The organism is Pseudomonas sp. B21-023 (genome assembly GCF_024749165.1).
In the GTDB taxonomy this organism is placed as follows: Bacteria; Pseudomonadota; Gammaproteobacteria; order Pseudomonadales; family Pseudomonadaceae; genus Aquipseudomonas.
This window is the reverse complement of the sequence record NZ_CP087190.1, coordinates 1,036,689-1,050,658: the sequence shown is the minus strand read 5'-3', so window position 1 is coordinate 1,050,658 and position 13,970 is coordinate 1,036,689. Positions and strand designations below refer to the sequence as shown.

General features: G+C 64.3%; 10 protein-coding genes. 3 read left to right on the top strand and 7 right to left on the bottom strand.

Annotated elements, in window-relative coordinates; genetic code table 11:
* Positions 1-75: 75 nt before the first annotated feature.
* Positions 76-1,038 carry a FecR family protein gene (locus LOY42_RS04840; RefSeq protein ID WP_258599936.1) on the bottom strand — a complete coding sequence of 321 codons (963 nt, stop codon included), beginning with the start codon at positions 1,036-1,038 and terminating at the stop codon, positions 76-78.
* A 17-nt stretch (positions 1,039-1,055) separates the two neighbouring features.
* Positions 1,056-1,544 carry a sigma-70 family RNA polymerase sigma factor gene (locus LOY42_RS04835; protein ID WP_102684930.1) on the bottom strand — a complete coding sequence of 163 codons (489 nt, stop codon included), beginning with the start codon at positions 1,542-1,544 and terminating at the stop codon, positions 1,056-1,058.
* A gap of 654 nt (positions 1,545-2,198) precedes the next feature.
* On the opposite strand from LOY42_RS04835, the gene LOY42_RS04830 reads away from it, so the two are divergent.
* Positions 2,199-3,362, top strand: coding sequence for a type III PLP-dependent enzyme (locus tag LOY42_RS04830; protein ID WP_102684931.1), 1,164 nt, complete (start codon positions 2,199-2,201; stop codon positions 3,360-3,362).
* Positions 3,363-3,541: 179 nt separating this feature from the next.
* Here the strand turns inward: LOY42_RS04830 and LOY42_RS04825 are convergent, their stop codons facing one another.
* Complete coding sequence (locus tag LOY42_RS04825) at positions 3,542-4,291, bottom strand: tetratricopeptide repeat protein (RefSeq protein WP_139668994.1); 750 nt, start codon at positions 4,289-4,291, stop codon at positions 3,542-3,544.
* Positions 4,292-4,294: 3 nt separating this feature from the next.
* Positions 4,295-4,975 (bottom strand): Fe2+-dependent dioxygenase, encoded by a 681-nt coding sequence (locus LOY42_RS04820; protein WP_046854262.1) that lies wholly within the window; start codon positions 4,973-4,975, stop codon positions 4,295-4,297.
* A gap of 220 nt (positions 4,976-5,195) precedes the next feature.
* On the opposite strand from LOY42_RS04820, the gene LOY42_RS04815 reads away from it, so the two are divergent.
* Both LOY42_RS04815 and LOY42_RS04810 read left to right on the top strand, forming a co-directional pair.
* The gene (locus LOY42_RS04815) at positions 5,196-7,475 is read left to right on the top strand and encodes a TonB-dependent siderophore receptor (protein ID WP_139668992.1); all 2,280 of its coding nucleotides are present in this window, start codon (positions 5,196-5,198) and stop codon (positions 7,473-7,475) included.
* A gap of 102 nt (positions 7,476-7,577) precedes the next feature.
* Positions 7,578-10,133 carry a sulfite reductase flavoprotein subunit alpha gene (locus LOY42_RS04810; protein WP_258599933.1) on the top strand — a complete coding sequence of 852 codons (2,556 nt, stop codon included), beginning with the start codon at positions 7,578-7,580 and terminating at the stop codon, positions 10,131-10,133.
* Between the two features lie 143 nt (positions 10,134-10,276).
* On the opposite strand, the gene LOY42_RS04805 is transcribed toward LOY42_RS04810, so the two are convergent.
* The 3 genes from LOY42_RS04805 to der all read right to left on the bottom strand — a co-directional run bounded on the left by LOY42_RS04805 (position 10,277) and on the right by der (position 13,868).
* On the bottom strand, positions 10,277-11,068 hold the full coding sequence (locus LOY42_RS04805) for an amidohydrolase (protein WP_102682069.1): 792 nt from the start codon (positions 11,066-11,068) through the stop codon (positions 10,277-10,279).
* Positions 11,056-12,204 carry a pyridoxal phosphate-dependent aminotransferase gene (locus LOY42_RS04800; RefSeq protein ID WP_102682070.1) on the bottom strand — a complete coding sequence of 383 codons (1,149 nt, stop codon included), beginning with the start codon at positions 12,202-12,204 and terminating at the stop codon, positions 11,056-11,058. Before LOY42_RS04800 ends, LOY42_RS04805 begins: the two co-directional genes overlap by 13 nt.
* A 200-nt stretch (positions 12,205-12,404) precedes the next feature.
* Complete coding sequence (gene der, locus LOY42_RS04795; RefSeq protein WP_102682071.1) at positions 12,405-13,868, bottom strand: ribosome biogenesis GTPase Der; 1,464 nt, start codon at positions 13,866-13,868, stop codon at positions 12,405-12,407.
* Positions 13,869-13,970: the final 102 nt, after the last annotated feature.

Below are 13,970 nucleotides of genomic sequence, written 5' to 3'. Positions count from 1 at the left end.
CCAACCGCATGCAAATGGAAATGCTTGGCAGTTGCAGCTGGCGGGGAAGACGAACGAACGGAAAAAAACCTGAATCTATTTCAGAACAATTTCGCTGGAGCCGTCTGCAAGGTTCTTCACGCGCACCGGCAGTATGCTCGGCAAGGCCCGCAACAGGGCGTCCGGGTCGTCGGTGCTGAAGGTGCTCGACAGGCGCAGAGCAGCGGCCTTGCCGGACGCCACATGCAAAGGTCGGGCGCGGTAGCGCGAAACCTCCGCCACTACGTCGCTCAGCGGCGCGTTGTCGAAGACCAGCTTGCCCTGGCGCCAGGCGGTCAGCGCCTTGGCATCGATGGCATAGGGCGCGGCGACCTTGCCCTGCGCATCGATATGCGAACCCTGGCCGGCAGTGAGCAGCGCCAGCGACTCGGCTGCGCCCTGTACCTTCACCGCCCCCTGCTCCACCGCCACGCGAGTCCGGTTCGGATCCTGGCGTACATCGAAGCGGGTGCCGGTGACGGTGACATTGCCCTGGGCAGTGCTGACCACAAAGGGTCGGCCACTGTCGTGGGCGACGATGAACATCGCCTCGCCCGCGTCCAGGCGCACATGGCGCTGCCCCGGGGAAAACATCACCTGGACCTGTGTGGCACTGTTGAGCTCCAACCGTGAACCGTCCGGCAACTCGACCTGACGTCGCTCACCCAAGCCCGTGCCCAGCATGTCCTGGTGATTGAGCTGTTGATACTGCCAGCCCGTCCAGCCAAGCCCGAGCGCCACCATCGCCACCCCGGCCGCCAATGCCTGGCGCAGCAGGCGTCGGCGCGGCAACTGACGTACCGGCTCGGGCTGGCAAAGCGCCTCGAGGCGCTGCCGGGGGATGAAGTCGGCGGCGCGCCACAGTTGCGCCAGGCGCTCGTACTCTTGCCGGTGCCGCGGGTGCTGCGTCAGCCACGCCTGCAACGCCGACTGCACGGCATTGTCGTGCGGCGCGTCCTGGGCCCGGGCGAACCAGCTGGCCGCCTGCTCGCCCACGGGATCGGGCGCGTGCTGTTTCATCGAAGGGGTCTCCTGACTCATCTGGCCGACACATCCAGGTGCTCACGCAGATGCCGGAGCGTGCGGATCATATACTTTTCGACCATGTTCTTGGTCAAACCCATGCGCTCGGCGATCTCGGCCTGGGTCAGGCCTTCGAGCTTCTGCCAGATGAACACCCTGCGGCAATTCAGCGGCAGCTCGGCCAGCGCACGCTCGACGCTGTCGGCCAGTTCCAGGGCGTGCACATACGCTTCCGGGTCGTCCCCTGCGGCCATATCACCTGTGAAGGCCTCAAGCTCCAGGGCCTGGCGCCGGTCCTCGCGGCGAAAGCCGTCGACGGCGATGTTGCGGGCGGTCTGGTGCAGATAGGCGCGTGGCTGTTCGACCTGCTCGCGCGGGTTTTCCAGCACCCGCACAAAGGCATCGTGGGTGAGGTCCTCGGCCTGCTGTCGACTGCGCAGTTTGCGCGTCCAGGTGCCGATCAGCTCTTGGTAATGGTCGAGGAAGCCTTTGGGTCCGGACACGGTCGGGGTCGTCAGGGAGGCAGATGAGGTCGCGAATAGTAATATTTCTCATCAAGGACGGCAATCGACATGTCCCTTGCACGACCAATGGCCCAGATAGGCTCTGCGTAACAAAAAATTTATGGCCAATTTCGCGGTAAAGACCAGGCTGAGCATGTGGCCATAAATTTGAACACCCTGTGTTCATTCGCCCTCCTGCCTCAGCCACCGACAAACGGTCACCAACAGGTTCCTCCGCCCTTTCGCAGCGAAACCAGAGCCATCATGCAAAGAATGAAGCTATCAACCGATCGCAGCCAGATCGCCACCTATTCCACAATTTTTTACGCTCATGGTCATTTCCTGAACCTACCTGGTTCACATCGGTCGGTTATCGCAACGGCAGGCCGCCGGCACACGACGAATGCCCTCGGATTGCCTGTTGATATTGGCGTTTTCACACCCTAAAGTGCGCGCCGAACGTCCATGCTGGAAACGATCCATCCGGCTCAAGTACTGACGACGAGACAGCAAGGTCACCCGCCTTTTCCCGGCACGGCTGACCTTTTTGCTTTCGGCGACATGCCTTGGGAAGTAGGCGAACCAAAGTGGGGATACGGAGGACGTTCAGTTGCTGCCACTTATCTTTTCAGTTTGCCCATGGAGCCCCTGAGCATGTCGATCCAGGTCGAAGACTACTTTGCGCGTGACACCTTCCAGAAAATGAAGGCGTTCGCCGACAAGCAGGAAACCCCGTTCGTTCTCATCGATACCCAGATGATCAGCCAGGCCTATGACGACCTGCGCGCCGGGTTCGAATTCGCCAAGGTCTACTACGCGGTCAAGGCCAACCCGGCGGTCGAGATCATCGACCTGCTGAAGGAAAAGGGCTCGAGCTTCGACATCGCCTCGATCTATGAACTGGACAAGGTGCTCGGCCGCGGCGTCAGCGCCGACCGTATCAGCTACGGCAACACCATCAAGAAGTCCAAGGACATCCGCTACTTCTACGAGAAAGGCGTGCGCCTGTACGCCACCGACTCCGAGGCCGACCTGCGCAACATCGCCAAGGCCGCGCCGGGCTCGAAAGTCTATGTGCGTATTCTCACCGAAGGCTCCACCACCGCCGACTGGCCACTGTCGCGCAAGTTCGGCTGCCAGACCGACATGGCCATGGACCTGCTGATCCTCGCCCGCGACCTGGGCCTGGTGCCCTACGGCATCTCCTTCCACGTCGGCTCGCAACAGCGCGACATCAGCGTGTGGGACGCAGCCATCGCCAAGGTCAAGGTGATCTTCGAGCGCCTCAAGGAAGAAGACGGCATCGAGCTGAAGCTGATCAACATGGGCGGCGGCTTCCCGGCCAACTACATCACCCGCACCAACAGCCTCGAGACCTACGCCGAAGAGATCATCCGCTTCCTCAAGGAAGACTTCGGTGACGACCTGCCGGAAATCATCCTCGAGCCTGGCCGTTCGCTGATCGCCAACGCCGGCATCCTGGTCAGTGAAGTGGTGCTGGTGGCGCGCAAGTCTCGTACTGCCGTCGAGCGCTGGATCTACACCGACGTGGGCAAGTTCTCCGGCCTGATCGAAACCATGGACGAAGCCATCAAGTTCCCGATCTGGACCGAAAAGAAAGGCGAAACCGAAGAAGTCGTCATCGCCGGCCCGACCTGCGACAGCGCCGACATCATGTACGAAAACTACAAGTACGGCCTGCCGCTGAACCTGGCCATCGGTGACCGCCTGTACTGGCTGTCGACCGGTGCCTACACCACCAGCTACAGCGCGGTGGAGTTCAACGGCTTCCCGCCGCTGAAGGCTTACTACCTGTAACTCGAGGCGTCACTTGCGGCTGCTACGCAGCCCATCGCCGGCAAGCCGGCTCCCACAGGGATCGCGCAGTTCTGAGACCTGCGCTGAACCTGTGGGAGCCGGCTTGCCGGCGATGGGCCGCAAGGCGGCCCCTACTTGCTCGTGGCAGCGGTCTCGCGCAGAGGCCCGCACGATCAGGCTCAGTCTTCCCGCCGTTCGATCTCCTCGGCATAACGCGCCGCAAAGGCCATCAATGCTGGCCCCGCCCCCTGCAACGTCACCAGCGCACTGCGCAGGAAATTCAGGTTGCCTTCGACCCTGGCCCGGTCCAGCCAGGGCCCGGCCTCGGCTATCTGCCCCCGCTCGACCAGCACCAGCGCCAGGCTGAACATCCCGCGGAAATCCCCCGCCTCGGCTGAACGGCGATACCAGCGCATGGCCCGCACCGGGCTCGCAGCGGTGGCAATGCCCTGCTCCAGATACCGCCCATACAGGTTCATCGACTTGGCATGCCCCAGCTGCGCGGCTTTCTCGTAGCACATCAACGCCTGGGACTGGTTGGCCGCCACCCCACGACCGGTGGCCAGCAGATTGGCCAGGTTGTACATCCCCCAGTCCAGCCCGGCGTCGGCCGCCCGGGCATAGTGAATGGCCGCCTGGGCGAGATCCACCTCGCCACCCCAGCCGTGCTCGAGGCAACGGCCAAGCATGTTGTGGGCCATGGCACTGCCACCCTGGGCGGCAATGGCGAACCAACGCCGGGCCACGTTGGCATCCTCTTCGATACCGCGCCCATCGAGCAGGATCTGCCCAAGCAACAGCTGCGCCTCGACCGCCCCTTGCCCCGCCGCCGTCAGGATCGCCTGCGCGGCCTGTCCCGGGCTGTGCTTGAGCATCGCCTTCAGCCCGGCCACATCCACCACTTCCTCACGACGCAATTGATAAGACACGGCTCAGACCTCGGCCCAGCGGCGCAGCAGGTTGTGGTAGGTGCCCGTCAGTTGCAGCAGCGACGGGTGCTCCGGCACATCGGCGCCGAGCTGACGGATGGCATTGTCCATCTCGAACAGCAAGGTGCGCTGGCTGTCCTCGCGCACCAGGCTCTGGGTCCAGAAGAACGCCGCATAGCGCGCCCCGCGGGTGACCGGGTTGACCTTGTGCAGGCTGGTGCCGGGGTACAGAACCAGGTCGCCGGCGGCCAGCTTGACCTGCCGCACGCCATAGGTGTCCTGGATCACCAGCTCGCCGCCGTCATAGCTGTCCGGGTCGCTGAGAAACAGCGTCGAGGACAGGTCGGTACGCACGCGCTCCGGGCTGCCCTTGGGCTGGCGCAAGGCATTGTCGATATGGAAATCGAAACTGCCGCCCTCGCGATAGCAGTTGATCAGTGGCGGGAACACCTTGTGCGGCAGCGCCGCGGACATGAACAACGGGTTGCGCCACAGCCGCTCGATCAACGCACTGCCGATTTCCTTGGCCAGCGCATGCCCCTCGGGCAACTGCAGGTTGTGCTTGGCCTTGGCCGACTGGTATCCGGCGGTGATTTTGCCGTCGGCCCAGTCGGCCTGCTCCAGGGCTTCGCGAATGCGCAGGATTTCGTCGGCCTCGAACAGGCCTGGGATGTGAAGCAGCATGGCGACGGCACCGAGAGCGAAAGGGGCGTCAATGATATTGATTACCTTTTACCTACCACAAGCCCCTTTCTCCAGAGCGCGACGGATGAGACCGTAAAAACCGTAAGGCAAAATTGTAAAGAATGTAAATTCCTGGCGAATGGTAACGCTTCTCAATTGTTCCTTACATTCGCTTACATTAACATCCGCGGCCTTCATACCTTGGGGAAGGTCTACAACAATGCGTCACGTGCCATCTGCTGTGAGTTCACCACGTCTGCTCGCCTCCGCCATCGGCATGGCGATCACCGCCACCTCGGCCTATGCCGCCGACCCGGCCGCCAGCAACGCCATCACCCTCGACGCCACCAGCGTCAATGGCAAGGCCGAACAGGCAAGCACCGAGTACAAGGTCGACAAGGCCTCGTCGCAGAAGTACACCGCGCCATTGGTGGACACGCCGCGCTCGATCACGGTGATTCCCCAGCAGGTGATCAAGGACACCAACGCCATGTCCCTGCAGGACGCCCTGCGCACGGTACCCGGGATCACCTTCGGTGCCGGCGAAGGCGGCAACCCGCAAGGCGATCGCCCATTCATCCGTGGCTTCGACGCCCAGGGCGACACCTACCTGGACGGCGTGCGTGACACCGGCGCCCAGACCCGCGAAATCTTCGCCATCGAGTCTGTCGAAGTGGCCAAGGGACCGAACTCGGCCATTGGTGGTCGCGGTGCGGCCGGCGGCACCATCAACCTGGTGAGCAAGCGCGCGCACCTGGGCAACTCGCTGGACGGCGCCTGGACCTGGGGCAGCGACCAGACCCAGCGTTACACCTTCGATGGCAACTACCAGTTCAGCGACAGCGTCGCCGGGCGCCTGAACCTGATGACCCACGAGAGTAACGTCGCCGGCCGCGACAAGGTCAACTACGACCGCTGGGGCATCGCCCCGTCGCTGGCGTTCGGCCTGGGCACGCCGACCCGCGTCAACCTCGACTACTACCACCTGGAAAGCGACGACCTGCCGGACTCCGGCATCCCCTACAGCGTGCCATTGGCAGGCAGCGGAGCCCGTACCTCTGCCCATCCGGACAAACCGGTGGACGGCGGCGACAGCGACAACTTCTACGGCCTGACCGGCCGCGACTTCCGCAAGACCCGTGTCGATATCGCGACCTTCGCCATCGAGCACGACCTGTCCGACACGCTGACCCTCAAGAACACCCTGCGCCACGGCAACAGCATGCAGGACTACGTGCTGACCCAGCCCGACGACAGTGCCGGCAACGTCAACAACAACGGCGTCTGGCGTCGCGCCAACACCCGTGTGGGCAACACCGCCACCACCACCAACCAGACCGACCTGTTCGGCGAATTCTACCTGGGCGGCCTGAAGAACAGCTTCTCCACCGGCGTCGAGTTCACCAAGGAAGAGTCCGACCGCCAGAGCTACACCGTCACCCCCAACAGCAAGCTCACCTGCACCGGGCCGGGCAGCGGCGGCAGCTGCACCTCGCTGGACAACCCGAACCCGGACGATGCCTGGGTCGGCACCGTCGCGCGCAACTACGCCGGCACCAAGACCAGCAGCAAGACCCGCGCACTCTATGTGTTCGACACCCTGGAGCTGACCCCGCAGTGGCTGCTCAACATGGGCCTGCGCTATGACCACTTCGACACCGACTACCGTGGCTACAATGCCGACGGCAGTACCGCAGTGAGCACCAAAGGCGTACCCGCCAAGGGCCAGGACACCAGCGAATTCATCACCGGCCAGCTGGGCCTGGTGTGGAAGCCGGCCGACAACGGCAGCATCTATGTGTCCTACGCCACCTCAGCCACACCGCCTGGCGCCATGCTCGGCGAGGGCACCGAAGGCAACCCGCTGGGCAACACCACCGACCGCTCCGGCAACCTGCTCAACAGTGACATGGAGCCGGAAGAAACCACCAACTACGAAATCGGCACCAAGTGGGACCTGCTCGACCAGCGCCTGTCCCTGGCAGCGGCGCTGTTCCGCACCGAGAAGGAAAACGCCCGGGTGCAGGTCAACACCAACACCTACGAGAACGTCGGTGAAACCCGTGTGCAAGGCATCGAGCTGTCGGCCAGCGGCAAGCTGACCGACAAGTGGCAGGTGTTCGCCGGCTACACCTACATGCAGGCCCGCCAGATCGACGGTGGCCCGCTGGGCAAGGCGAACGACGGCAACCAGCTGCCCAACACGCCGAACAACAGCGCCAGCCTGTGGACCACCTACCAGCTGACGCCGAAGTTGACGGTCGGTGGCGGCGCCTTCTATGTAGACGACGTGTACGGCAGCGTGGCCAACACCACCATGGTCGACAGCTACGTGCGCTACGACGCCATGGCGGCCTACAAGCTGACCAAGAACATCGACCTGCAGTTGAACGTGCAGAACCTCACCAACGAGGTCTACTACGACAAGGCCTACTCCACCCACTTCGCCAACCAGGCGGCGGGACGCACGGCATTGCTGACCACCAGCGTCCACTTCTAAAAGCCGCACCCCAGGCCCCGTTCAATCGATTGAACGGGGCTTTTGCGTATCAAGGCATAATGCACGCCGCGCAGTTGCTGGCGGCAAGACAAGGTGATCGATGTGGTGAAGAAGACGCTGTTCCAATTGCACTGGTTCTTTGGCATCAGCGCCGGCCTGGTGCTGGCGCTGATGGGCATCACCGGCGCAATCTGGTCGTTCCAGGAAGAACTGCTGCGCGCGTTCAACGCCGAGGTGCTCAAGGTCGAGGTACGCCAGGAAGGCGTGTTGCCGCCGGCCGAGCTGGTGCGCCGGGTCGAGGCCGCGCAAGGCGACCAGGTCTCCATGCTCTGGGTCGATACCCGCGACGGCAACGCGGCGCGGATCTTCTTCACCCCGGCCCCCGGCGAGCGGCGCGGCGCGCTGCGCTACGCCGATCCGTACACCGGCGAGCTCAAGGGTGAAGTCGCAGGCCTTGGCTTCTTCAACCTCATGCTCAACCTGCACCGGTTCCTGGCCATGGGCGACACTGGCCGGCAGATCACCGGCGCCTGCACCCTGATGCTGATCTTCTTCTGCCTCTCGGGGCTGTACCTGCGCTGGCCGCGCAAGGCCCTGAACTGGCGGACCTGGCTGACCCTCGACTGGGCCAGGAAAGGCCGTGCCTTCAACTGGGACCTGCATGCGGTGTTCGGCACCTGGTGCCTGCTGTTCTACCTGCTGTTCGCCCTGACCGGGCTGTTCTGGTCCTACGAGTGGTACCGCGAAGGCCTCAACCGCCTGCTGGCCGACCAGCCCGCGGCGGGCGAGCAGAAACGCGGCGAAGGCCGTGGCGGTCGTCATGGTCCGCCCAAAGTGGACAAGAACGCCCCGCCACGGGTGGTGGACTATGACGCCATCTGGGCCAACCTCAAGACAGCCGCAGGCCCGGACCTGGCCACCTACAACCTGCGCCTGCCGCCGGCCGGCGGCCAGCCCGCGACGCTGTTCTACCTGCTGCAAGGCGCCGAGCACGAGCGGGCCTTCAACACCCTGACCCTCGACCCGGCCAGCGGCCAGGTCAAGCGTCACGAACGCTATGCCGACAAGTCGTTCAAGGCGCAACTGCTGCAAAGCGTCTATGCCCTGCACGTCGGCGAGTACTTCGGTCTGCCGGGGCGCATCATCGTCACCCTCGCCAGCCTGACCATGCCACTGTTCTTCGTCACCGGCTGGCTGCTGTACCTCGACCGTCGGCGCAAGAAACGCCAGGTACGCGCTGCCCGTGGCGCAGTGGCCGACCGGGGCAACGCTGGCGACAGCTGGCTGATCGGCTTCGCCAGCCAGAGCGGTTTCGCCGAACAACTGGCCTGGCAGAGCGCCGGCCAGCTGCAAGCCGCCGGCTTGCCGGTGCAGGTACGCCCGCTGGCCGAGCTGGGCGAAGCCCAATTGCGCCAGGCCAGCCGTGCCCTGTTCGTGGTCAGCACCTTCGGCGACGGCGAAGCCCCGGACAGCGCCCGCGGCTTCGAGCGCAAGGTGCTCGGCCAACCTTGGGCACTCGAGCATCTGGACTACGCCCTGCTGGCCCTGGGTGACCGCCAGTATCCGCACTTTTGCAGCTTCGCCCGCCGCCTCCAGGCCTGGCTTGGCGAGCGTGGCGCCACCTGCGCCTTCAGCCCGGTGGAAGTGGACAATGCCGACCCCACCGCGCTTCAACTGTGGCAACAGGAACTGACGCAACTGACCGGCGCCCGACCGATCGCCGCCTGGCAGCCGCCGAGCTTCGGCAACTGGCGTCTGCTGCGCCGTGAACTGCTCAACCCAGGTAGCCAGGGCGCGCCGGTCTACCTGCTGGGACTGCAGGCGCAAATGCCCGCAACCTGGGAAGCAGGCGACCTGATCGAGATCGTGCCGCGCAATGGCCAGCCCCGTGTCGATGCCTTCCTGGCAGGCCTGGGCCTCGACCCTGGCTGCCCGGTGCAGCTCGACGGCCTGCAGGAAAGCCTGGCGCAGGCCCTGGCCAGCCGCCAACTGCCGGTCGGCCGCGAACACCTGGTCGGCCTGCATGCCCAGGCGCTGGTCGATGCCCTGATCCCGCTGGCCGCTCGCGAATACTCGATTGCCTCCATCGCCAGCGACGGCGTGCTGGAGCTGATCGTGCGCCAGGAGCGCCACGCCGATGGCAGCCTGGGCCTGGGTTCCGGCTGGCTGACCGAGTATCTGCCACTCGATGGCAGCGTCAGCGCACGCCTGCGTCGCAACAGCGGCTTCCACCTGCCCGGCGGATCGGCCCCTCTGGTGCTGATCGGTAACGGCACCGGCCTGGCTGGCCTGCGCAGCCTGCTCAAGGCGCGCATCGCGGCGGGAGAGCAGCGCAACTGGCTGCTGTTCGGTGAGCGCAACCGGGCGCACGATCTGCTGTGCGGTGAGGAACTGCAAGGCTGGGTGGCAAGCGGCGACCTGCAACGGCTGGACCTGGCTTTCTCGCGGGACCAGGCGCAGAAGATCTACGTGCAGGATGTGCTGTTGCAGCAGGCCGCCGAGTTCAAGCGCTGGGTCGAGGATGGCGCTTGCGTGTATGTCTGCGGCAGCCTGCAAGGGATGGCAGCCGGGGTGGATTCGGCGTTGCAGGGAATCCTGGGCGAGGAGCGGGTGCAGCGGCTGATCGAGGATGGGCGCTATCGCCGGGATGTGTACTGATCAGACAGTCAGGTCAGCAATGCCGGCCTCATCGCCGGCAAGCCGGCTCCCACTCCGACCGCGCCGCCCTCAAGCCAAGCGCCGTCCCTGTGGGAGCTGCGGTTCGCCGCCGCGACTTGCCAGCGATGAGGCCCGCGCAGCAATCAATGCAGTTCGAAGGTATCGGCATCCATATTGGCCGGGAACCGCGCCCGATACGCGGCCAGCTCCGCCGCCCGCAACACCACGGTGAACACACCGTCGGCCTCGCCCGCGCTGAGCAGGCTCTCACCCTGGAAGTCCAGCACCTGGCTGTCGCCGGAGTAGGCGAAGCCCTTGCCATCGGTGCCGATCCGGTTCACCGCTGCCACGAAGCACAGGTTCTCGATGCCCCGTGCCGGCAGCAGCCGGTTCCAGTGCAAGCGCCGCGCCGCTGGCCAGTTGGCGGTGTACAGCAGCAGGTCGGTGTCCTGCGCATCGCGGCTCCACACCGGGAAACGCAGGTCGTAGCAGATCAGCGGGCGAATCCGCCAGCCCTTGAGCTCGAACTGCACCTGGCGCTCGCCCGGGGTGTAGTGCTTGTGCTCGCCGGCCATGCGGAACAGGTGGCGCTTGTCGTAATGCAGGATCTCGCCATCGGGCCGCGCCCACAGCAACCGGTTGCGATGGCTGCCGTCGGCGGCCTGGATGATCACGCTGCCAGTGATCACGGCGTTGGCTTTCTTCGCCTGGGCCTTGAGCCATTTGTAGGTAGGACCGTTTTCCGGCTCGGCCAGGCTTTCGGACTCCATCGAAAAGCCGGTGGTGAACATTTCCGGCAGGACCACCAGGTCCACCTCGCCGGCCTGGGTGATCAGCTCCTCGAAGTGCGCGTAGTTCGCCTCGCGGTCGTGCCAGGCCAGGGTGGTCTGCACCAAGGCGATTTTAAGGTTCGGCAGTTGGCTCAGATCGCGCATAGTCTTTCCGCTGCCTGGCGCAGCGTCTCCTCGCGTTTGGCAAAGCACAGGCGTACCAGGCGTTGCTCGGGGATGGGTTGCTGGTAGAACACCGACACCGGAATGCTGGCCACGCCATGCTCCTGGGTCAGCCACAGAGCCATGTCGACGTCGTTCAGGTCGGGGCGGATCTGCGAGTAGTCCACCAGTTGGAAATAGGTGCCTGGGGTACGGGTGAAGCTGAAGCGCGAGCCTTGCAGCAGGTCGCAGAACAGGTCGCGCTTGGCCTGGTAGAAGCCCGGCAGTTCGTCGATATGCTCAGGGTGCTCGGCCATGAAGTCGGCCAGGGCGCACTGCAAGGGCGTGACGCCACAGAAGTTGACGTACTGGTGCACCTTGCGCAATTCGGCGCTGAGCGCCGGTGGCGCGACCACGTAGCCGGTTTTCCAGCCGGTGACGTGATAGGTCTTGCCAAACGAGCTGATGACGAAGGCTTTGCTGTACAGCTGCGCGTGGGCCAGCACGCTGGCGTGGCGCACGCCGTCGTAAATCAGGTGCTCGTAGACTTCGTCGCTGACCAGGTAGATATCGCGGTCGCCGATCAACGCAGCCAACTGGTCCAGGTCGTCGCGGCTGATCAAGGCGCCGCTTGGGTTGTGCGGCGAATTGAGGATGACCATGCGCGTGCGCGGGCTCAGGGCGTCGCTGAACTTCTGCCAGTCGATGCTGAAGCTGCCGTCGCGCAGCGGCACATGCACGCAGCGGCCACCGGCCAGCTCCACCGACGGCTCGTAGCTGTCGTAGCTGGGGTCGAAGACGATCACCTCGTCACCGGGATGGATCACCGCCTGGATCGCGCAGAAGATCGCCTCTGTGGCGCCCGGGGTGATGGTCACTTCCTGGTCGGCATCCACTGCCACGCCATACAGCCGGGCGATCTTGGCTGCAACCTGCTGGCGCAGGGCTGGCAGGCCGGTCATCGGCGAATACTGGTTATGCCCGGCTGCCACATGGCGGCCAACGGCATCGAGCAAGGCCGGGGGGCCGTTGAAGTCAGGGAAGCCCTGGGACAGGTTGAGCGCACCGGTCTGCATGGCCAGTTGCGACATGGTGGTAAAGATGGTCGTGCCGACGTTCGGCAGTTTGCTGCGGATCATGGAGCCCTCTTTCCTGGGGTTTGTCCGGCACGGGGGTGGATCCGAGCATAGCGGAACGAGCGGTCAGGAAAAAGGTTGAAACAATAGGGGGATTGCGATGGATCAAAGGGCCCTATCGCCGGCAAGCCGGCTCCCACAGGTATTGTGGCTTGTGCATACGCTGTGGGAGCCGGCCTGCCGGCGATGAAGCCAGCACGGAATCAGCGCTTGTCGCGGCGCTTCTTCTCGGCCTTCTTGTGGTGCGACATCAGGCGGCGCTTCTTGTTGACCTGGCGATCGGTGAGGGTGTTCTTGTTGCCCTCGTACGGGTTCTCACCGCCCTTGTACTCGATGCGGATCGGCGTGCCGACCAGCTTGAGCACGCGGCGGTAGGTGTTCTCCAGGTAACGCGAGTAGGACTTGGGCACCTTCTCGGTCTGGTTGCCGTGGATCACGATCAGCGGCGGGTTGGCGCCACCAAGGTGGGCATAGCGCAGCTTGATGCGGCGGCCGTTGACCAGCGGCGGTTGGTGCTCGCTGATGGCGTCTTCGAGGATCTGCGTCAGGCGGCTGGTCGGCCAGCGGGTAACCGCCGACTTGAACGCGGCCTGCACCGACTTGTACAGGTGGCCAACGCCGGTGCCGTGCAAGGCGGAGATGAAGTGGATGTCGCAGAAGTCGACGAAGAACAGCCGGCGCTCAAGCTCGGTTTTCACATAGTCGCGCTCGCCCGGCTCCATGCCGTCCCACTTGTTCAGTGCGATGACGATTGCCCGGCCTGCGTCGAGGGCAAAGCCCAGCAGGTTGAGGTCGTGGTCGACCACGCCTTCGCGAGCGTCCATGACGAAGATCACCACGTTGGCGTCCTTGATCGCCTGCAGGGTCTTCACCACCGAGAACTTTTCGACTTCCTCGTGGATCTTGCCGCGCTTGCGCACGCCGGCGGTGTCGATGAAGGTGTACTTCTCGCCATCGCGCTCGAACGGGATGTAGATACTGTCGCGGGTGGTGCCAGGTTCGTCGTACACCACCACACGCTCTTCACCAAGCATGCGGTTGACCAGCGTCGACTTGCCCACGTTCGGGCGGCCGATGATGGCAATCTTGATACCGTCCTTTTCGCTCGGGCCGGGAATGCGCACGGCCTCTTCGCCTTCGGCGACGTCCTGGTCGAGGGCTTCTTCTTCGGCGTCACGCGGAATGTGGCCGAGCACCGACTCCATCAGGGCGTTGATACCACGGCCCTGGGAGCCGGCCACCGGGATGGCGTTGCCCATGCCCAGCGGCGAGAACTCGGCGCGGGCGATGTCGGGGTCGATGTTGTCGATCTTGTTCGCCACCAGCACAGCCGACTTGTTCCGCTTGCGCAGGTGGTCGGCAATCATCTGGTCGGCGGCGGTCATGCCGGCACGGGCGTCGACCAGGAACAAGACGTAGTCGGCTTCCTCGATGGCCATCAGCGACTGCTCGGCCATCTTCTCGTCCATGCCTACTTCGTCGCCGGTGATACCACCGGTGTCGATCAGGATGAACGAGCGACCCTGCCAGCTGGCATCACCATACTGGCGGTCACGGGTCAGGCCCGACAGGTCACCGACGATGGCATCGCGGGTCTTGGTCAGGCGGTTGAACATGGTGGATTTGCCGACGTTGGGGCGGCCCACCAGGGCGATTACGGGAACCATGCGGCTCTCCACTCTTGAATTCTTGAAAATGCAAAGGCCGCTGCAAGGCAGCGGCCGGAGTTCGGGCGGCGTTTCCTACGCCGCAACCTGAGCCCGCGAACG

What these genes read in the sequence shown, in the direction of transcription:
- LOY42_RS04840 (WP_258599936.1), bottom strand. Translation starts at nt 1,038, where the DNA reads ATGAAACAGCACGCGCCCGATCCCGTGGGCGAGCAGGCGGCCAGCTGG.
- LOY42_RS04830 (WP_102684931.1), top strand. Translation starts at nt 2,199, where the DNA reads ATGTCGATCCAGGTCGAAGACTACTTTGCGCGTGACACCTTCCAGAAA.
- LOY42_RS04820 (WP_046854262.1), bottom strand. Translation starts at nt 4,975, where the DNA reads ATGCTGCTTCACATCCCAGGCCTGTTCGAGGCCGACGAAATCCTGCGC.
- LOY42_RS04815 (WP_139668992.1), top strand. Translation starts at nt 5,196, where the DNA reads ATGCGTCACGTGCCATCTGCTGTGAGTTCACCACGTCTGCTCGCCTCC.
- LOY42_RS04805 (WP_102682069.1), bottom strand. Translation starts at nt 11,068, where the DNA reads ATGCGCGATCTGAGCCAACTGCCGAACCTTAAAATCGCCTTGGTGCAG.
- LOY42_RS04800 (WP_102682070.1), bottom strand. Translation starts at nt 12,204, where the DNA reads ATGATCCGCAGCAAACTGCCGAACGTCGGCACGACCATCTTTACCACC.
- der (WP_102682071.1), bottom strand. Translation starts at nt 13,868, where the DNA reads ATGGTTCCCGTAATCGCCCTGGTGGGCCGCCCCAACGTCGGCAAATCC.